The following is a 19035-nucleotide window of genomic DNA, read 5'->3' on the forward strand; positions in this document are numbered from 1 at the left end:
ATGGAATGGCATGTTGGTTGATTCATCCATGCAATGGCGGATGGCTCAGCGGGCCCGCCGCGACTTCACCGCGTGTGCCCCCGCGATGTGGTCGGTCAGCGCCAGGGAGGCGCTCGCCCGCTGGTAGGAGAGCTGACCGACGCGGACGTAGAGGCAGTCGATGAGCATCAGGACCGAGTGGCGGGCGCCGATGCTGCCGGTGCGGAAACTGGTCTCCGAGGAGGAGGAGATCAGCCGTACGTCGGCGGCGCGCGCCAGCGGCGAGCGCGGGTCGGCGGTCAGGGCGATGGTGGTGGCGCCGCGCTCCCTGGCCAGTTCGAACGGTTCGATGGTCTCCCGGGTGGCGCCGGAGTGGGAGATGCCGATCGCCACGTCCGCCGGGGTGAGCAGAGCCGCGGAGGTGGTCGCCGCGTGCACCTCGGTCCAGCCGCGCACCGCGCAGCCGATGCGGAACAGCCGGGTCTCCGTCTCCTGCGCGACCGCGCCGCTGCCGCCCACGCCGTACACGTCGACACGCCGGGCGCGGGCCACGGCCTGGGCCGCGCGCTCGACCGAGTCCAGGTCGATCCGGTCGATGGTCTGCTGGATGGCCCGCAGATCGGCGGTGCCGACGACCTGGACGACCCGCTCCAGGCTGTCGTCGGGGGAGATGTCCGGGCCGATCTCGGCACTGCCCCACTCCGAGGACTCGCCGCGGCCCCGCTCCTGGGCCAGCTCGATCAGCAGGTGCTGGTAGGAGTCGAGGCCGATGGCCCGGCAGAAGCGGGTGACCGTGGCCTGGGAGGTGCCGGTGCGGCGGCCCAGCTCCGCGGCCGAGCAGTGGGTGACGGCGGCCGGATCCTCCAGGATCAGCTCGCCGACCTTCCGCAGGGAGCCGGCCAGCCGGGGCAACTCGGTGCGGATCAGGGTGGTGACATCGGTCGAGGGCATGCAGAGAAGGTACCAGCCACCCGTTGGGGCAGTGGCTGAATACCAGGACCGGGATCGGCTCGCGCATGCGGGGGTGAACTGCGCCATTGCCCTCGATGCGACGCCTGTGATTCAGTGATTCACTGATATATGTGCGTGAGGTGGTTCAATCCACCAGTGGGGAGTCTCAGGTGTCCGTCGAGTCCGCCAACGAGTCCGTGACAGAGCCGGTGAGCGCCGACCGCTTCGCGCGCGAGGGCCTGGCCGTCCTGAACCGCCTCACCGAGTCCGCGCGTGCCGATGTGAGCGCCGCCGCCGCACTGATCGCCGACTGCGTCCGCGAGGACGGTGTCGTCCAGGCCTTCGGCACCGGCCACTCCCAGGCCCTCGTCCTCGAACTCGCCGGCCGCGCGGGCGGCTTCGTGCCCACCAACCGCCTCCAGATGGCGGACCTCGTCCTGTACGGCGGCGACCACCCCGGCGACCTCGACAACCCGCTCCTCGAACGCGAGCCCGGCCTGGCGGTCCGCCTCTACGAACTGGCCGCCCCCCGCCCCCAGGACCTGTTCGTCGTCATCTCCAACTCCGGCGTCAACAACGTGATCGTCGAGATGGCCCTGCACGCCAAGGAACGCGGCCACCGGCTCCTCGCCATCACCTCCCTCGCCCACACCGGCTCCGTCCCCGCCACCCACCCCAGCGGCAAGAAGCTCGCCGACCTCGCCGACGTCGTCCTCGACAACGCGGCCCCGTGCGGTGACGCGCTGCTGGAACTTCCGGGCGGAGGTGCCGTGTGCGCGCTGTCCACGCTGACCGGAGTCATGCTCGTCCAGATGACGGTCGCCGAGGCCGCCGCCCAGCTCCTCGCCTCCGGCGCCCGCCCCCCGGTCTACGTCTCGGCCAACGTGCCCGGCGGCTTCGAGGGCAACCTGGAGCTGGAGAAGCGGTACGCCGGACGGATCCGGCGTACCGCGAGCTGATCACTCCACCGGTAGGGGCGTCAGCGCGACCGCCAGCGGATAGGCGCCGGTCGTCAGCGGCGCCCCGGCGGCGCCGGACGCGGTGTCGACCGGTACCAGCTTGTTGCCGTCGGCCGTGGTGACGTAAGCCGTGCCGCCGTTCCAGTCCAGGCCGACATCGAAGGCGGACCTGCCCACGGTGATCCGCGCGCCGGGCGCGCCGGTCACCGTGTCGACGGGCGTGACGTAGTCCCCGGTACTGGGGCTCACCCACAACGTCCGCCCGTCGGGTGACAGGCCGAGACCGTACGCCTGGCCGGAGACCAGGAGTGTCGGCTCGGTGTCGTCGGTCGCGGTGTCGATCGGAGTCACCGTCGAGCCGCCGGAGTTGGACACGTAGACCGTCTTCCCGTCCGGCGCGGCGACGATGTTGAAGGGGCGGGGGCCGACGGGGATCGCCGGCCCGGCCTTCCGGGTGTCGAGGTCGACCGGTGTGACGGTGTTGTCCTGGATGTTCGCCACGTACAGCGTCCGGCCGTCCGGAGTGATCGCGATGTTCTCCGGCCCCGACCCGACCGCGACGGTCGCTCCCGCCTTCAGAGTGCCGGTGTCCACTGGCTGGACCGTGCCGTCCGAGTAGTTGGCGACCCACAGCGTGCCGCCGTCCGGTGTGAGCGCCAGCCCGGCGGGAACACGGCCCACGGCGACCGTGGCGGTGACCGAGTCGCGGGCCACATCGATGACGCTGACCGTGTGGGAGCCCTGGTTCGCTGCGTAGGCGGTGCGGCCGTCGGCGCTCACGACGACCTCGCCGGGGTTGTCGCCCACGGCGATGGCGGTGCTCTTCCCGGAGGACAGGTCGATCGAACTGACCGACGCGCCGCTGAAGTTGGCGGTCAGGGCTCTCGGTGATCCGTTCCCGTCGGTGACCCGGACCGGGATCGCCCGGTCGAGGATGCCGGTGCCGGACACCACGACGGAGTGGACGCCCTCGGTGACACCGGTCAAGGTGACGGTGGCCGAGGCGCCGCCCCCGGCCGGGACCGTCACGGTTCCCTCGGTCGGCGAGGCGGTGACACCGTCCGGCACGTCGAGTCTCCAGGTGACCGTCCGGGCGTCCTTGTCCGAGAAGCGGAGAGTCACCGTCTCGGATGCGCCCGGCTTCAGGCTGAGGGAGCCAGGGGCGAAGGAGGCGTCGACGCCCGGGTCGGGGGCGTTCTCCAGCATCGTCGTGTACAGGAACTGGTCCATCACCCCGGGCGAGACCTGCTCGGGTATGGCATCGAGTTCCCTGCGCTCGCCCCGCAACTCGGTCCAGTACGCCGAGACCGCGTCCGTGTCGCCCCGCTTGTTGGCGAGCAGCAGGTCGACGGCCGTCCGGCCCGCCGTGCCGTACCGGCCGAGCTTGTCGAGCCAGGCCGAGGTCTCCGCCAGGAACCCGGGGTTGGCGAGGTCGGCGCGCAGCTTCGCGGGCGTCGCGGCCATGTCGGTGAAGTAGGACCGCAGCGCGGCCGCCGCCCGGTCGAGGCCGCTGTCCTCCTCGTACGCCGTGCGGAACGCGGCGATGAGCCTGCTCAGGGTCGGGGACTCGGTGGCGTCGAGCTGGGAGGAGTAGTTGCTCTCGGCGAAGATCCGCAGCCAGTTCGCGGCCTTGGCCGTGCCCGCCAGGTCGCGGACGGAGGCGAGGAAGGCGGACCGGGGGTCGTAGGAGTCCGGGTTCCACAGGTAGGCCGCCGAGGTGAAGAGCGCCAGCCTGCTCGCCTCGGCCTGGACCATCGGGTTGGCGGTGACGCCGACGGACTCACGGGCCACGTCGGCCTCCCTGCCGGTGTAGGGGCCGAGCAGGAGGCGGCTGGTGACGTAGTCGTTGACCGGGTAGTTGTCCCAGACCAGGATCGGGTGCCCGTACACCTCGCGGGCCTGCCGCACGTGCGCGGCGGTGATCGTCGGCGCGATGACGCCGACTCCCGTCCACTCGACGACCACGTCCGGGTCCAACCGCTCGCGCAGCGCCTTCTTGTACGGGGTGTCGGCGAGGTCGGAGTACTCGGTCGGGACCATCTCCAGCGGTTCGAGACCGGAGCGGCGGGCGGAGAACTCCTCCCACACCCGGTTCAGCAGATGGGCCTGGGCGGCACCGGCGCCGCCGCCCCCGCTGCCGAACTTCTCCTCGTCGGCCGGGCAGTTCCACTTCGTGTAGCTGATGTCGTCCAGCGGGATCGCGAAGGAGCGCACGCCGATGTCGTACAGCGAGGCGAATTTGCGGACCAGCGCGCTGATGTCGTTGTCGGAGGAGTAGCAGACCGACAGGCCGGGCGAGAGGGCGTAGGTGAAGCGGACGTGGTCGGCGGCGGCCCGGTCGACGAGTTCACGCAGTCGGCCCAGGTCGGCGGCCGGGTACTCGTCGCGCCAACGCTCCCGTAGGTACGGGTCGTCCTTGGGGGAGTAGACGTACACGTTCTGCTTGGTGCGGCCGTAGAAGTCGAGCTGGCGCAGCCGTTCGGCGTGGGTCCACGGAGTGCCGTAGAAGCCCTCGACGACGCCGCGCAGTTTGGCTGTGGGCCAGTCGCGGACCGTGACCTGGGGGAGGTGTCGGCCGCCGAGGAGCTGGCGGAGGGTCTGGGCGGCGTAGAAGGTGCCGGTGGTGTCGGTGCCGGAGAGCGCGAGCAGGGCGCGGCCCGAGTGGCGGCCGGAGGCCAGGACGTAGCCCTCCGGAGGCAGCCCGGCCGGGGACTTGACGCCCAGGCGCTTCAACGCGCCCTTGGTGGCGGGGTTTTCGCCGGGGCCGCCGACGAAGACGGTGAGTCCGGCGGCGGGCGGGCGCGCGTCGGCCGGGACGGTGACGATCCGATCGGCACCGGCGGCCCGCAGCGCGGCCTCGACGACCCGGCGGGCGGAGGGGTCGGTGTCCGGGCCGACCACCTCCACCACCCGGTCGGGGACGGTGAGTTGACGTCCAGCGCTCTCGATGTGCCGGGGTGTCGGCCATACCTGGGGGATCGCCGGGCTGGTGGGTGCGGTCGGCGCGGCGGCGGCCGGGAAGGAGGGGACCGTGAGGGCGAGGGCCAGCAGCAACGCCCGGCGTAGACGGCGGGGTCTGTGGGGGAGAGGGGGGTGGGGGAGGAAAGAGGTGATTGAAGTCACCGGAAGATGCTAGAGGTGCTGAATCAAGCATTCAATGGTCGGGGAGCGAGGGAGCGGGTTCGCCATGGGGCCGATGGCTCGGCCGTCGCCGAACCCGGCCCGCACCTCCCGGCGTTCGTACGCGGTGACCGTGCCGCAGACCACGGCGGCACGGCCCGTAAGCTGATCGCGTTGCGAACGGAACAGCGGAAAGGCACGGGGGTGCACATCATGTTTCGCAGAACCATGTCCCGAATCGCGGGGGTTGGAGCGCTCGCCCTGGTCGTCACGGCCTGCGGTGCGGGAGGCTCGGACTCCGGCGGATCCAGCGGGGCGACGGGGAAGAATTCCGGCACGAAAACGAGCAAAGCCGCCGAGGCCACGGCGCTGCCGGTCGAGTCGACCGTACGGAAGGCGACCTGGACCGACCGGAGCACGGCACACCAGCTGAAGCTCGCGCCCGAACGGCTCGCCCGGGGCACGGCGGCGGATCTGGAACACGTACAGCTGGACGACGACATGAAGGGGATGGTCCCGTACTACCTGACCGTCGCCTACACCAACACCGGCTCGGCGCCCTTGACGCAGCCGGCTCCCGAGGCGAACTTCACGGTCACCCTCGCGGACGGAACACCCGGCAGGGCGATCTCCCTGTGGAACACCAACCCCCTCGCCACCGCGTCCTCTTCGGCCCTGCCCGACGACTGCGACAAGGCCGGCCCCGCATCGGTGGCCGCCGGCGACACGGCCAAGGTGTGCCGACTGGTGCTGCTGCCCAAGGGGCACAAGCCCGCCACCGTCGCGTACGCCGACGACAGCGGCACTCTCCTGTGGAAGGTCGGCGACGGCAAGGGCGACGACGACGCCGGCCGACTGCTGGCCGAGGGCACGACCGCCGACTCGGTGTACGAGAACATCTCCACCAAGAGCGGTGCCGTGCCGATCCGTGTCACCCCGAAGAGCGTGCGCACCGGAAGTCTCGACGACCTGAGCGGCTATGAGCTGAGCGCCGCCCAGAAGAACCTGGTGCCCTGGTACGTGACCTTCGAGTACCGCAACGCCGGCAAGGAGAAGCTCCTGCCGACCATGGACGACGGAGTCGGCCTGCGCAGCGCCGGCGGCCGGGACATCCAGCCCCTCGCCCTGCTCGACCTGTCCTTCTCCGACACCGCCGAGGGCGAGGGCATCGACCAGTGCCGGGGCAGCGTCCCCCACACCCGCCTGGAGCCGGACTCCACCCTGAGCCTGTGCACCATCCACCTGCTCCCGAAGGGCGACCGCCCGGCCATGGTGTCCTTCCAGGGCGAAGGCGAGAGCGAGGGCAAGGCCGTGAAGTCGCTGATGTGGCGGGCGAGTTAAGACACCGACGCGACACCCGTCGAGCGGGCGTGGTCACGGGCCGCCTCCCGGTCCTTGACCATGTCGGGCGAGCGCGTCGAACCCCACCCGACCGGCACCCGGCTGCATCGGCGTCAGTTCGCCGTCACAGCACCGCGACCGGATTGACGGGCGACCCGGTGCCGCCCGGAATGTTGAGGGGGGTGACGACCAGCAGGAACTCGTAGCGCCCCGCCTGCGCGCAGGCCCCGGAGAGCTTCTCCAGGTCGAGGTTGTCCAGCAGTGGTACGCCCATGGCGGTGATGGCGAGGGCATGGACGGGGGAGTGCAGTCCCGCCACCGGGGAGGGCCGTACGTCGCTGTCGCCGTCGGCGCCCAGCAGGGCGATCTCGCGCTCGGCCAGCAGCGGCATGGCGTCCACATGGAAGCCGGCGCTGGCCGTGTCCGGGTTCCAGGCGCCCAGGGCGGCGCGGCGGCGGAAGTGCCCGGAGCGCAGCAGCACCGCGTCGCCGTGGCCGATGCTCACCCCGAGCGCCTTCTCGGCGGTGAGCACGTCCCCCGCGTGCACGGCCTGGCCGGGCTCCAGCCAGTCGGTGCCGAGTACCGCGGGCAGGTCCAGCAGGACGCCCTTGGTGACCAGCGGGCCGAGGGCCGACACCGCGCCGAAGCGGGCGCCCCCGGCGTCGACCACGTCACGGGCCGTGCGGCCGTCGAAGAGTCGGCCCCGGTAGGCGATGTGGGACAGGGCGTCCAGGTGGCTGACGCCCTTGCCGTGGTAGTCGGCGGCGATGAAATCCTTGTGGCAGGAGGGCTCCGGGGCCTCCACGTCACCGAGGTCGGACATGTAGTGCAGGGCGGGCCTGCCGTTGTCCGGGCCCGACACCGTGTTCCAGGGCAGGCCCATCGGGACGGTGGTGCCGGTGCGGACGAGGGCCGCGGCCCGCCGGGCGTGGCCGGGGGTGACCAGGTTCCACGCCCCGCGGTCGGCCTCCTCGGGGGACCACCGTCCCCAGCTCCGCACCCGCTCGAACAGGGCGTCGAACTCCGCGCGGGTCACGGCCGGGCCGTTGTCCGGGGAAGCGTGCGGGCTGCTGTTCATGGCTGCTGAGCGCTCCAGGGCTCGGAGGGTCCGCGGTCGGCCCGCGCGGCGGGCGCGTCACGGTCGGCCCGGGCACCGCGGGGCGCGGCGGTCCGGCCGCTCCCGACGGTAGCGATCGCGTGCGCCGACGGCGAGTGCAAGCGACCCGGGCTTTCCCCTCGGCGGCTTTATCGCCCCGGTCAGCTCCCCGCCCCGGCGGCGTCACGGCGTCACGGTCGCGGCCTCGCGCAGCTGCCCCACCCCTCGGTTGAAGCGGCGCAGCAGGAGCAGCGCGGTCGTGGCGAGGCCGGTGAGCAGGCCCAGCCAGATGCCGACGGTCTCCCAGCCCGTGGCGAAGCCGAGGAGCGCGGCGGCGGGCAGGCCGACGAGCCAGTAGCCGATCAGGGTGACCCGGAAGCCGCCCTTGGTGTCGTCGAGGCCCCGCAGCAGGCCGACGCCTATGTTCTGGGCGCAGTCGAAGAACTGCATCACCGCGGCGACCAGCAGGAGCCGCGTGGCGAGATCGATGGCCGACTCGTTCTCACCCTCGAAGAACGGCGCCAGCACCACACCCGGCAGTACGACGTACACGAGCGCCACGACCGCCATGACCGCGGCGGCGCACGCCAGGGCCGTCGACTTCAGGCGCTGCGCGGCCGCCGTGTTGCCGAGGGCGAGCTCACGGCTGACGCCGAGAGAGGCGGCGTGGGAGAGGCCGACGGCGATCTGGAAGACGATGTACACGAGCTGGTTGACGGCGGTGTGCGCGGCCAGCGCGGCCGTGCCGAAGCTGCCCACCAGCAGGGCGACGACGGAGAAGAAACCCGCCTCCGAGCCGTAGGTGGCGGCGATCGGCGCGCCCAGACCGGCCAGTCGGCGCAGGGTGGCCGGGCGGGTCTTCCAGATGCTCAGCGACAGCACCGGCGCCAGCCGCGGATCGCGGCGGGCGGAGAGGTACAGCGCCAGGAACGACATCGCGTACACCGAGGTCGTGGCGAGCCCGATACCCGGCAGGCCCAGCTTCGGCAGACCCCAGGTGCCGTGGATGAACACCCAGTTCAGGCCCGCGTTCACGGCGATCGAGGCGATGGTGATGCGCAGCAGGGCCTGCGGACGGCGCATACCGACGGTGAACTGGCGGATCGCCTGGAACCACAGGCAGGGCACCAGACCGGGTGCCATCGCGTACAGCACCGGCTTCGCCGCGTCGACCACGTCCGCGTCCTGGCCGAGGAACACCACGGCGTGCCCGATCAGCACCATCAGCACGGCTCCGGCGAGACCCGCGAGCGTGGACAGCAGCAGGCTCGCCCGGACCAGGTCCCGGACCTCCTCACGAGCGGCCTCCGCGTCGGCGCCCGCCGCTTCCGTGCCCTGCGTCTCGGCGCGCGCGTCGGCCGCGGCGACCTGGTTGCCGACGGCCGTGACCAGGCCGACGCCCATGGTCCGCAGCTGGTTGAAGATCACCATGGCGAGGCCGCCGGCGGCCAGGGCCTCCGTACCGAGCAGGCCCATCATGACCGTGTCGGTGGTGGTGAGCGCGACCTGCGCGAGCTGGGTGAGCGCGAGTGGGACGGCGAGCGTGGCCAGGGCACGGCCGTCGGTGAGCAGGCGGGTGAGAGCGGGTGGCATCAGTTGCTTTCCTGCGGTGAATCGGGGCTTGCGGTGCGGCGGAGTTTGGTCAGCAACTCGTCGACCTCGCGCTCCACTTGCGGGGAGAGCAGATCACGGGCGGCCATCCAGTCGTCGTCGTAGACGGTGTCCATGTACTTCTCACCGCCGTCGTTGATCAACGCGACCATAGTCGTGCCGGGCGGCAGCGAGGAGAGCCGGGTCAGGGCCTCGTGCACGACCCCGCCCGCAGAGCCGCCGAGGAGCAGACCGGTGCGCCGGGCGACGGCCCGCGCGGTGGCGAACGCCTCGACGTCCCCGACCTTCACACCCTCGTCGAGCAGCGAGTAGTCGACCATCGCCCCGATCGTCGCGCCCTCGGGTGTGCCGGTGCCCGACTGGTAGTAGTCGTGCGCGGGCGGCCCGAACGCGATCGAGCCCTTCGGCTCCACCCCGACGATCCGCACCCCGGGCACGGTCTCGCGCAGCGGGCCCCCGGTTCCGAACAGCCCGCCGCCGGTGCCCACCGCGCCGATGAGGATGTCGATACGGCCGTCCAGCGCGGCGTGGAGTTCCCGGGCCACCGGGTGGTAGCCCACCCCGTTCGCCATGTTGTTGTGCTGCTCGGTGAAGTAGGCGTTGTCGGATTCGGCGGCCATCTTCTCCGCCAGGTCCTCGCGGGCTGCGGTGGCCAGCTCCTCGTCCCCGTCGGCGGCGACATAGACCAGCTCCGCGCCCAGCGCCTTCATCGCGCGCAGCTTGTCGACGGCCGCGTGGTGGTCGACGACGGCGGTGAAGGTGTAGCCGCGCTCGGCGGCCACGACGGCCAGGCCGAGCCCGGTGTTGCCGGAGGTCGACTCGATGATCCGGCCGCCCGGGCGCAGCAGCCCGCGCTCCTCGGCGTCGACGACCATCTGCCGGGCCATCCGTATCTTGGCCGTGCCGGTCGGGTTGAACTGCTCCAGCTTCAGCAGCAGCCGGGCGTCGCTCTCCGAGCGGGCCAGCTCGAACAGCGGGGTGGCGCCGATGAGTTCGGAGACCTGCCGCACGACGGGCGGCCGGTACAGGGGGTCGACCATGGGGGCTCCTGTGATCCTTCAGTGGGGGTGGCGGTCGAGACGCCAGCGGAAACGGGATCCCGAAGGCTCGACGACGACCTTCGGCGGCAGCGGCAGCTCGTGGAACGGCGACTCGTTGGAGTCCATCTGGTAGCCCGCCGTGTTGAGGTACACGAGCAGGTCACCGACGGCCGGCCGCACCGGGAAGGGGATCTTGCGCCAGGTCAGCATGTCCGACTCCAGGCAGGTCGCGGCCCCGACGCACGCCGGGTACGGTCCCGCGTCGGCGACCGGCCCGGCACCGCCCGGCACGAGCACCGGGTCCGGCAGGAACTCGCTGTCGAACCACTGCTCCGACAGACTCAGGCTGCTGCCGTCGACGGTGAGGACGGCGTACCCGTCCCGGTCCTTGACGCCCTGAACCCGGAACACCGTGAACCCGGCCTGGTCCAGCAGCGCCCGGCCCGGCTCGACGAGCAGCGTCACCCCGGCCGACCGCAACAGCTCGGCGAGAGTGGTGCCCTCGCCTGAGCCGGACGGGGCGGCCGCCAGGATCGTACGAAGGGCGTCGGCCCCGGCCACGGGGGAGTGGTACGGATAGAAGCCCCCGAAGGACTTCCCCGCGTGGAAGTGCTCGGGCCGGCTGCTCTCCTCGAACCGCCGCCAGTCCTCGGCGTCCACATAGTCCACGGCGAAGCCGCCGCCGACGCTGATCCGGTCGGCGCGCAGCCCGAGAGCCCGGGCCTCGGTGCACCAGCCGATCGACTCGGCGGCCAGATCCGTGCGTTGACGGACGTCGTAGCCGGAGAGATGGAAGCTGAAGCCCTCCATGTCCACCGGCCCGTCGACGCACCGCCGCAGGGCCGCAGCCAGCTCGCCGTCGTCCAGGCCGAAGCGGCTGTGCGGCTGCTCCGCGGGCAGCCGACGCAGCAACACCCGTGCCCTACGGCCGAGTCCGGCCGCGAGCACGATGAGGCGGTCCAGTTCGTCGAGCGCGTCCACCGCGATCAGCGCGCCCTGGAGGACGGCGACCCGCAGCAGGTCGTCAGCCTTGGCCGGGCCGGTCACCACCAGGTCCTCGCCGCGCACCCCGGCCGCCAGCGCCTCGCGCAGCTCGCCGTGGCTCGCCACATCCACGCCCAGCCCGGCCACGGCCGCCCGCTCGACGTAGACGGCCGCCTTGTTGGCCTTCTTCGCGAAGTACACCTGGCCGTCCACACCCGCCTCGGCGAACACGGCCCGGAACGCCGCCGCGCACGCGTCGAAGCGCTCCGGGAACAGCACGTGGTACGGGCCGCCCAAACCGTGGCTCAGCTCGTGCAGCAGCGCGTCGCCCAGCAGGGAGCGCACCTCGGGCGTGGTGTGCGAGGCGAGCGCCGTCGTCACTTCCACAGGGACACCGCCGTGCCCAGCCCCTGGGCGAGGGCCAGTTGGGCGAACCGGTGCCCGAGCGCGATGTCGGTGACGACGAGCCCGCTGTTGTACGCGAAGATCCGCTGCCCCGCGTCCGTACGGCCCTCGGCGCGTCCCGCCAGCACCTCGGGGAACTCGGCGTCCACGTCCCGCAGCCGCCCGTCCGCGTCGGCCATGTCGACGCCGGTGACCCGCATCTGCGCCGCGCTGGTGGCGATCACCCGGTCGGCCCGGTGCAGGGTCGAGGCGGCGATGCCGTAGCCGATGAGGACGGACAGCGCGGCGGGCTTGAGCCACTCCGCGTCCACGGAGGCAGGGGTGTTGGGGCCGGCCGTGGCCAGCACGATGTCCGCGTCGCCGGCCGCGGCGCGCAGATCGGTCACGACCTCCAGCTCACGGTCGGGGAAGTACGTGTGCAGCTGCTCGCGCACCGCCCGGATGCCGTCCGGATGAGTGCCGAAGAGCATCAGCCGCTCCAGGTCCGGCCGCGTGGTCAGCAGGAACGGCAGCGCGAGCCGCCCCTGCGTACCCGTGCCGATGACCAGCGCGCTGCGGGCGCCCGGCACGGCCAGCTCGCGGGCCAGCAGCGCCGAGACCGCCGGGGTGCGCAACGCGCCCACCCGGCCGCAGTCCAGCATGGCGACCGGCAGCCCGGTCTCGTCGTCGTACAGCGTCAGCGTCGTGTAGTAGTGCTGCTTGTCGCGGTCCTCGTGCAGGCCGTACTTGTACGACGTCTTCACCGCGACCACCCCGCGCACCCCGTCGCGCCCGAGCATCGCGTACGCCACCGAGTGGCCGTCCTCCGGCTTGACGGTGAGCTTCTGCGGATTGTCGGACCGGCCGTCGGCCAGGGTGCGGTACGCCTGCTCCACCACGGACACGACGTCGGACAGGGAGATGTCGATCCCGGCCACGTCGCTGGTGCTGAGGATCCGCAGGGTCGTGTCGTCGGACGCCATGGTGTTCCCTCCCGTGTGGTCGGTGCCGGTCATGCGTGGGCCTCCACGGCGGCCTGGCCGTAACCGTGCTCCGACTCCTCGGCGGGCGGCCGGGTCCGGCGGCCCTTCACCCGCACGGAGGAACGTTTCAGCCAACGGTCCGTGCCGTCGTAGCGCGCCTTGAACGGGACCCGGCCGTGCACGACCAGGTCGTTGTCCACGACGAGGACTTCACCGGGTTCGAGGCTCACCGCCACGCTGACCCGGGCGAGTTCGTCCTCCAGCCGGGCGTAGGCCGCGCGGTGGTCGTCGGGCGCCTGGTCGAGCGGGGTGTACGCCGGGTCGAAGCGCAGGGTCAGGCCCTCCTCCGACTCCCACAGCGTGGGTACGGCCGGCGGGGCTCCCTGGTACGCCTGGGCCTCCTCGTAGGCGTCGTCGGGCAGGATCGGCAGGATCGGGCGGCTGAGCAACTCCACGTCGGCGTCGGAGAGTTCGACATGGCGGACACCGGCGGCCGTGGTGGCGACGGAGTCGGGGTTGCGCATACAACCGAGGACCAGCAGATGGGCGCGGCCCGGGTGGAAGGCGTCCTCGGTGTGCGGGCTGAGCAGCACACTGCTGCTGGCGCCGGTCTGCTCCTCCTCGTGGCCGGGACTGGGCACGATGTTGTGTACGAAACGGCCGTCCTGCTGGCCCTCCCAGGCGATGGGTGTGCCCATCACCGTCGACAGCAGGAGCAGGACCACGTCGTACACGGCTCCGGCGTCGCCTGCGGTCGACCAGTGGCCGGGGGTGGCGCCGATCGCCTCGTCGTCGACGGGCAGGCCGCGCAGCACGAACAGGCCGTCGGGGGTGTCGACGGGGCGGCAGGCGTGGCGTATCGGGTCGCTCAACGCGGCGGCGACAGCTGGTACCTGGGCCAGCAGGCCCGGATGGGTGGGGGAGCCGTCGTACGAGGTGAGAAGGGTGCGGGCGGCGGCGGTCAGCTCTGCCACCGAGGCGGGATCGAGCAGGCGTACGGGGGCGATACCCGTGGGCATGGGGGGTCCGTCCGTTCCAGTGCGGGATGCGTGTGCGGGCGCGGTGCAGCGGTCTACGGGTGCGTCTGTGGGTGGTCTGCGGGCATGGCGAAGAAGGCCGCCCGAAGCGGGCCGCACGGGTCAGGTGCGGCGCCGGTCGACCTCCGGAAACATAGCCAGCCAACAGAAAACAGGCAAGGCTTACCTAAGTTTGATCTAGATCACACGCCGGACGGTCTTGTCACACAGGCGTCATACAAGATAGGTAAGGCTAAGCAAATCAGCCAACCGCAGGAAAATGAGGGACAAGTGGACCTGACGCGACGTCAACTGCTCTGGGCCGGCGGCGCCATCGGCGCGGGCGTCATGCTCACCGCCTGCGGCGGCAGCGACGAGGAGCCCACCGGGTCCGCCTCCGGAGACTCGGGCAAGCCCCGCAAGGGCGGCACCCTGAGAGTCGGCGCCCTCGGCCGGGCCGGCGCCATCACCCGCGACCCGCACGGCAGTCAGGCCAACGAGAGCGACTACCTCATCATCAGCCTGATCTACGACACCCTCACCGTCCCCGGCACCAAGCCCAACACCGAGCCCCGGCTCGCCTCCGACTGGACCGCCTCCAAGGACCTCAAGACCTGGCGGTTCACGATCGCCAAGGGCGCGAAGTTCCACGACGGAACCCCGGTCACCGCCGAGGACGTCGTCTTCTCGCTGAAGCGGCTGCGCGCCACTCCGGCGGGCGCCTCCCGGCTGCCCGGCATCCAGGCGAAGAACATCACCGCCGACGGCGACGACACCGTGGTCGTCGTCTCCGACTACGCCAACGCCGAACTGCCCCTGCTGGTCCGCCTCACCACCTTCGTCGTCCCGAAGGGCACCAAGGACAAGGACATAGCCAAGGCCCCCGGCACAGGCCCCTTCAAGCTCGACTGGTTCCGCGGCGGCAACGCCCGCCTCGTCCGCAACGACGACTGGTACGGCGGCGAGGTCCACCTCGACGCCATCGAGGTCAAGATCTTCGAGAGCCCGCAGGCCATGGCGAGCGCCCTGCTGGCCAACCAGATCGACGTGGCCTCCAACGTCGGCGCGGTCGCCGCCCGCACGGCCAAGGGCCGCAAGGACGTCCAGACGGTCCGCCGCCCCAACGACATGGCGATGCCGATCGTCATGCGTACCGCCGACGGCCCGTTCGCCGACGCGAAGGTCCGCGAGGCGCTGCGCCTCGCCGTCGACCGCGAGGCCATGGTCACCCAGGTCCTCTCCGGCTACGGCACCGTCGCCAACGACGTCCTCGGCACCGGCGACCCCGCCTACGACAAGAGCCTCCCGCAGCGCGCCCGCGACCTCGCCAAGGCCAAGGAACTGCTGAAGGAGGCCAAGTTCGACACCTCCAAGACCTACGAGCTGTACACCACCGAGGACATCTCCGGCCTCGCCGAGTCGGCCACCCTCTTCGCCACCCAGGTCCGCGAGGCCGGCGTCAAGATCAAGGTCGTCAAGCAGGAGTCGGCCGTCTTCTGGGACAAGACCTGGCTCAAGGGCGACCTCTACACCACCTACTGGGGCACCAACGACTCCGTGGTCTTCTTCGCCAGCAAGACCATGGTCTCCGACAGCGGCCAGAACGAGGCCGGCTGGAAGGACGAGGCCTTCGACACGGCGTACGAGAAGGCCATCGGCACCGCCGACGCGACCGAGCGCACCGCGCTGCTGAAGGAACTCCAGCAGATCGAGTACGACAGCTCCGGCTATCTGCTGTGGGGTATGGCCGACGGCATCGACCTCGCCGGCTCCAAGGTGCGCGGGCTGCCGACGCTGCCCGGGTACGGAAGGGTGCTGCTCGAAGGCGCGTGGCTGGCCAGTTGACCCCCGACACCACCGCGCCGTCCGCCTCCCCGGTCACCCCGGGGAGGCGGACGGCGCGTACCCCTGTCCGGGTCCTGGCCCGCGTCGGCACGGTGCTGCTGAAACGGGCCGTCCTGCTCGCGCTGCTCCTCGCGCTGGTCTTCGGCACCGTCGAAATGCTGCCCGGCGACGCGGCCACGGCCACCGGCGAACGCGGCGAGAGCGCCGCCGACCTCGCGGCGCGCCGTGAACTGCTCGGCCTGGACCGCCCGGTACTCGAACGCTTCCGGGACTGGATGACCGGCCTGCCCACCGGCGACCTAGGCACCTCGGCCCGCGGCGAGAAGGTCACCGACCTCCTCTCCACCGCGTTCCCCAACACCCTGCTGCTCGGCGGCATCGCCCTGCTGCTCACCGCGCTCGTGTCCCTCGCCCTCGGCTGCTGGGCCGCGCTGCGCCCCGCCGGCCGTCTCGACCGGGCCGTCTCCGGCACGGCGACCGCGGTCCTCGCCCTGCCCGAGTTCGTCGTCGCCGTCGCCCTCGTCCTCGTCCTGTCGCTGTGGACCGGCTGGCTGCCCGCGGTCACCCTCACCGGCGCCGACGGAACCCCCGCCTCCTGGGACATGCTCGTGCTGCCCGCCCTCGCCCTGACCATCCCGCAGGCCGGCTGGAACATCCGCATCGTGCGCGCCGCCCTCGCCGACGAGGCACGCGCACCGCACGTGGAGACCGCCGTCCTCGACGGGCTCCCACCGCACCGCGTCCTCACCCACCACGTGCTGCCGGGGGCCCTGCCCGCCATCGCCGCGGGCCTCGCCACCTCCACCGGCATGCTGCTGGGCGGCGCGGTCGTCGTGGAGACCATCTTCAACTACCCGGGCATCGGCTCCGTGCTGGCCTCCGCCGTCACCGACCGGGACAGCCCGGTCATCGCCGGCGTCACGGCGCTCTCCGGCGCCGTCATCACCGGAGTCCTGCTCCTGGCCGACCTGGTCCGCGACACGGTGACGGGAGCCCGACGGTGAGCATCAGAACAGCCCTGCGCATCACCCCGGCCCTGCTCCTGCTCGGCCTCGCCCTCGCCGGCCCCTGGATCGCCCCGCACGCCGTGGACGCTCCGGTGACCGCGCCCTACGCCGAACCCGGCTCCGCCGCCGTCCTCGGCGGCGACCAGCTCGGCCGGGACGTACTCAGCCGCCTGCTGGCCGGCGGCCGCGACCTCGTCCTGTCCTCGCTGCTCGTCGCGGTCCTCGTCACCGGCACGGCCGCGGTGCTCGGCGCGATCGGCGCCGTACGCCCGATCGTCGGACGCCTGGTGGAGCGGACCGCCGACGTACTGATGCTGCTCCCTGCCGTACTCGGCATCCTCCTCGTCACCCTGTCCTGGCCCGGCGGCGGCCGATTCGCCGTCATCGCGGCCGCCGTCGTCCTCGGCGTGCCGTACGCCGTCCGGCTCGCGGCGAGCGCGGCGAGTCCCGTCGCCGCGACCGGGTACGTCGAAGCGGCCGCCGCCGGCGGCGAACGCCTCTGGTACCTCGTCGTCCGCGAGATCCTGCCCAATCTGCGCGCCACCCTGCTCGCCCTGTTCGGCCTGCGGTTCGTCGCCGCCGTCTACCTCGTCGCCACGGCGGGCTTCCTCCAAGTGGGACCCCAACCACCCGCCGCCGACTGGGCGTTGATGATCCGGGAGAACTCCTCCGGCATCCTCCTCAACCCCTGGTCCGTCGTCGCCCCCGGCATCGCCATCGGCCTGCTCGCCCTGAGCGTCAACCTCGCGGCCGCCACCCTCGCCCCCCAGACCGGCCGGAAGGCGGTGACCGTCCTGTGAGCCACACCCGCGACCGGTACGCGCAACCCGAGGGACCACCCGGCGACACCCCGGCCGTCACCGTCACCGGCCTCACGGTCGCCGCCTCCGACGGACGACTGCTCCTGCGGGACGCCGACCTCACCCTGCGCCCCGGCCGACTGGTCGCCCTGACCGGCCCCTCCGGCGCGGGCAAGACGACCCTCCTGCGTGCCGTGACGGGCCTGCTGCCCCCCGGCACCTCCCGCACCGCCGGCCACATCGACGTCCTCGGCCACGACGTCCACGCCCTCGGCGACCGAGAGCTGCGCACCCTGCGCGGCACCCGCCTCGCCTACGTCGGCCAGGACCCCGGCTCCGGCCTCAACCCCCGGATGCGCGTCCGTGGCCTCGTCCGCGAACTCGCCGCCGACCGAAGCGCACAGGCGGTGACCGCACTCCTGGCCGAGGTCCACCTTCCGGACGACGGCCGGTTCGCAGCCCGCCGCCCCGGCGCCCTCTCCGGCGGACAACAGCGCCGCGTCGCCCTCGCCCGGGCCCTGGCCCGCCGCCCCGACGTCCTGCTCCTCGACGAGCCGACCGCCGGGCTCCACCCCGAACTCCGCGACGACATCGGCACATTGCTGAGCCACCTCGCCCGCGAACACCACCTGGCCATCGCCTTCTCCTGCCATGACCCGGCGGTCGTGGAGCGGTTCGCGGACGAGGCGGTGGCCCTCACGGCGCCGCTGCCGGGGCCGCGCCGGAACCTCGGGGCGCGGGACAGGGAACGTATGCGCGGCCCGGAAGAGGCAGGTGACCCGAGCCGGACGGCCGAGGGGGGCCGGGAAGCCGATCCGGACGTGATCGCTGATTCGGCCCAGGAGGCCCCCACCGAGAGCACGCCCCTCCTCGAAGTCCGCGACCTCCACGCCCACTTCCGGGGCGTCCCCGCCCTCACCGACGTCGGCTTCGCCGTCGCCGCCGGCTCCGCGACCGGCATCGTCGGTGTCTCCGGCTCCGGCAAGACCACCCTCGTCCGCACGGTCGTGGGACTCCACCGCAGCACCTCGGGGACGATCCACCTGGCCGGCGCACCCCTGAGCACCGGCCTGCGCGGCCGTACCCGCGAACAGCGCCGCGCCGTGCAACTCGTCACCCAGAACCCGCTCGGCGCGCTCAACCCCAGCCGTACGATCGGAGCCGCCGTCGGCCGCCCGCTTCGTCTGCACCGCCGCTGTGCCGGTGGGGAGATCCACGAACGGGTCGCCGACCTCCTCGAACAGGTCGGCCTGCCGCCCGAGTACGCCGACCGCCATCCGCATGAGCTGTCCGGCGGCCAGCGTCAGCGGGTCGCCATCGCGCGGGCCCTCGCCGCCGACCCCGACGTACTGATCTGCGACGAGATCACCTCCGCGCTGGACGCCGACACCGGCCGCGCGATCATGGACCTGCTGACCGGCCTGCGCGAGCGGCGCGGCACCACCCTCGTCCTCATCAGCCACGACCTTCCCCTGATCGCCGACCGCACCGACACCGTCACGGTCCTGGACGCGGGCCACGTCGTCGAGGCGGGCCGCACCGGCGACGTCTTCACCACGCCTCGGCACGAGGCGACGCGAGCGCTGCTGGGAACGCCCGCGGCTGCGGGGCGGCCCTGAGCGGGGCGCGTCGGCCGGTCGGACGGGGTCTGGCGGCGGCCCGCTACGTGGAGTAGTTCCAGTCGTACGGTCCGCCGCCCTGCCACTCGATCAGCTCGGGGTCGTCGACGGCCGTCTCCTTGGCAGGAAGGCCTGCCTGGTGCAGGTATTCCATGACGTCGAACAGGTTGTGGGCGCTGCCCACGCGTTTGCCCTGGATCATCACCTGCCGCGCACCGTCCGAGGGCGGCAGCACGACGACGGGAGGACGCTCGTCCATGGCACCACCATGCGCCGGATGGGGCTCGGGCGCAGCTCGAC

Annotated in this window: 15 protein-coding genes; 6 read left to right on the forward strand and 9 right to left on the reverse strand. The window is 72.2% G+C overall.

Features of this window, described 5'->3' with window-relative positions; all coding sequences use genetic code 11:
• Positions 1-45 precede the first annotated feature (45 nt).
• A complete protein-coding gene (locus SGFS_RS50515) occupies positions 46-930 on the reverse strand; it encodes a MurR/RpiR family transcriptional regulator (protein WP_286259595.1) in 885 nt (294 codons plus the stop codon).
• A gap of 170 nt (positions 931-1100) precedes the next feature.
• Here SGFS_RS50515 and SGFS_RS50520 point away from each other — a divergent pair, with 170 nt between their 5' ends.
• Positions 1101-1889 carry an SIS domain-containing protein gene (locus tag SGFS_RS50520; RefSeq protein WP_286259596.1) on the forward strand — a complete coding sequence of 263 codons (789 nt, stop codon included), beginning with the start codon at positions 1101-1103 and terminating at the stop codon, positions 1887-1889.
• Here the strand turns inward: SGFS_RS50520 and SGFS_RS50525 are convergent, their stop codons facing one another.
• Positions 1890-5012: a beta-N-acetylglucosaminidase domain-containing protein gene (locus SGFS_RS50525; RefSeq protein ID WP_461852183.1), complete on the reverse strand. Its 3123-nt coding sequence runs from the start codon at positions 5010-5012 to the stop codon at positions 1890-1892. It abuts the gene before it with no gap.
• 225 nt (positions 5013-5237) lie between these two features.
• Here SGFS_RS50525 and SGFS_RS50530 point away from each other — a divergent pair, with 225 nt between their 5' ends.
• Complete coding sequence (locus SGFS_RS50530) at positions 5238-6350, forward strand: hypothetical protein (protein ID WP_286259597.1); 1113 nt, start codon at positions 5238-5240, stop codon at positions 6348-6350.
• Positions 6351-6474: 124 nt separating this feature from the next.
• Here the strand turns inward: SGFS_RS50530 and SGFS_RS50535 are convergent, their stop codons facing one another.
• From SGFS_RS50535 to SGFS_RS50560, 6 genes are all read right to left on the reverse strand, one after another.
• A complete protein-coding gene (locus SGFS_RS50535; protein ID WP_286259598.1) occupies positions 6475-7428 on the reverse strand; it encodes a cyclase family protein in 954 nt (317 codons plus the stop codon).
• 201 nt (positions 7429-7629) lie between these two features.
• Positions 7630-9039 (reverse strand): MATE family efflux transporter, encoded by a 1410-nt coding sequence (locus SGFS_RS50540; RefSeq protein WP_286259599.1) that lies wholly within the window; start codon positions 9037-9039, stop codon positions 7630-7632.
• Positions 9039-10097: a cysteine synthase family protein gene (locus SGFS_RS50545; RefSeq protein WP_286259601.1), complete on the reverse strand. Its 1059-nt coding sequence runs from the start codon at positions 10095-10097 to the stop codon at positions 9039-9041. The genes SGFS_RS50540 and SGFS_RS50545 overlap by 1 nt, the downstream gene beginning before the upstream one ends.
• Positions 10098-10115: 18 nt before the next feature.
• Positions 10116-11462 (reverse strand): type III PLP-dependent enzyme domain-containing protein, encoded by a 1347-nt coding sequence (locus SGFS_RS50550; protein ID WP_286260435.1) that lies wholly within the window; start codon positions 11460-11462, stop codon positions 10116-10118.
• Positions 11459-12481 carry an ornithine cyclodeaminase family protein gene (locus tag SGFS_RS50555; RefSeq protein WP_286259602.1) on the reverse strand — a complete coding sequence of 341 codons (1023 nt, stop codon included), beginning with the start codon at positions 12479-12481 and terminating at the stop codon, positions 11459-11461. Before SGFS_RS50555 ends, SGFS_RS50550 begins: the two co-directional genes overlap by 4 nt.
• Positions 12478-13467 carry a TauD/TfdA family dioxygenase gene (locus tag SGFS_RS50560; protein WP_286259603.1) on the reverse strand — a complete coding sequence of 330 codons (990 nt, stop codon included), beginning with the start codon at positions 13465-13467 and terminating at the stop codon, positions 12478-12480. The genes SGFS_RS50555 and SGFS_RS50560 overlap by 4 nt, the downstream gene beginning before the upstream one ends.
• 288 nt (positions 13468-13755) lie before the next feature.
• Here SGFS_RS50560 and SGFS_RS50565 point away from each other — a divergent pair, with 288 nt between their 5' ends.
• Genes SGFS_RS50565 through SGFS_RS50580 form a run of 4 tightly spaced genes read left to right on the forward strand, consistent with a single transcriptional unit; the run spans position 13756 to position 18735 of the window.
• The gene (locus SGFS_RS50565) at positions 13756-15309 is read left to right on the forward strand and encodes an ABC transporter substrate-binding protein (protein WP_286259604.1); all 1554 of its coding nucleotides are present in this window, start codon (positions 13756-13758) and stop codon (positions 15307-15309) included.
• The gene (locus SGFS_RS50570; protein ID WP_434028168.1) at positions 15294-16313 is read left to right on the forward strand and encodes an ABC transporter permease; all 1020 of its coding nucleotides are present in this window, start codon (positions 15294-15296) and stop codon (positions 16311-16313) included. The genes SGFS_RS50565 and SGFS_RS50570 overlap by 16 nt, the downstream gene beginning before the upstream one ends.
• The gene (locus SGFS_RS50575; RefSeq protein ID WP_286259606.1) at positions 16310-17116 is read left to right on the forward strand and encodes an ABC transporter permease; all 807 of its coding nucleotides are present in this window, start codon (positions 16310-16312) and stop codon (positions 17114-17116) included. Before SGFS_RS50570 ends, SGFS_RS50575 begins: the two co-directional genes overlap by 4 nt.
• Complete coding sequence (locus SGFS_RS50580; protein WP_286259608.1) at positions 17113-18735, forward strand: ABC transporter ATP-binding protein; 1623 nt, start codon at positions 17113-17115, stop codon at positions 18733-18735. Before SGFS_RS50575 ends, SGFS_RS50580 begins: the two co-directional genes overlap by 4 nt.
• 43 nt (positions 18736-18778) lie before the next feature.
• On the opposite strand, the gene SGFS_RS50585 is transcribed toward SGFS_RS50580, so the two are convergent.
• The gene (locus SGFS_RS50585) at positions 18779-18994 is read right to left on the reverse strand and encodes a hypothetical protein (protein ID WP_286259610.1); all 216 of its coding nucleotides are present in this window, start codon (positions 18992-18994) and stop codon (positions 18779-18781) included.
• Positions 18995-19035 lie beyond the last annotated feature (41 nt).

The organism is Streptomyces graminofaciens, assembly GCF_030294945.1.
Lineage (GTDB): Bacteria > Actinomycetota > Actinomycetes > Streptomycetales > Streptomycetaceae > Streptomyces > Streptomyces graminofaciens.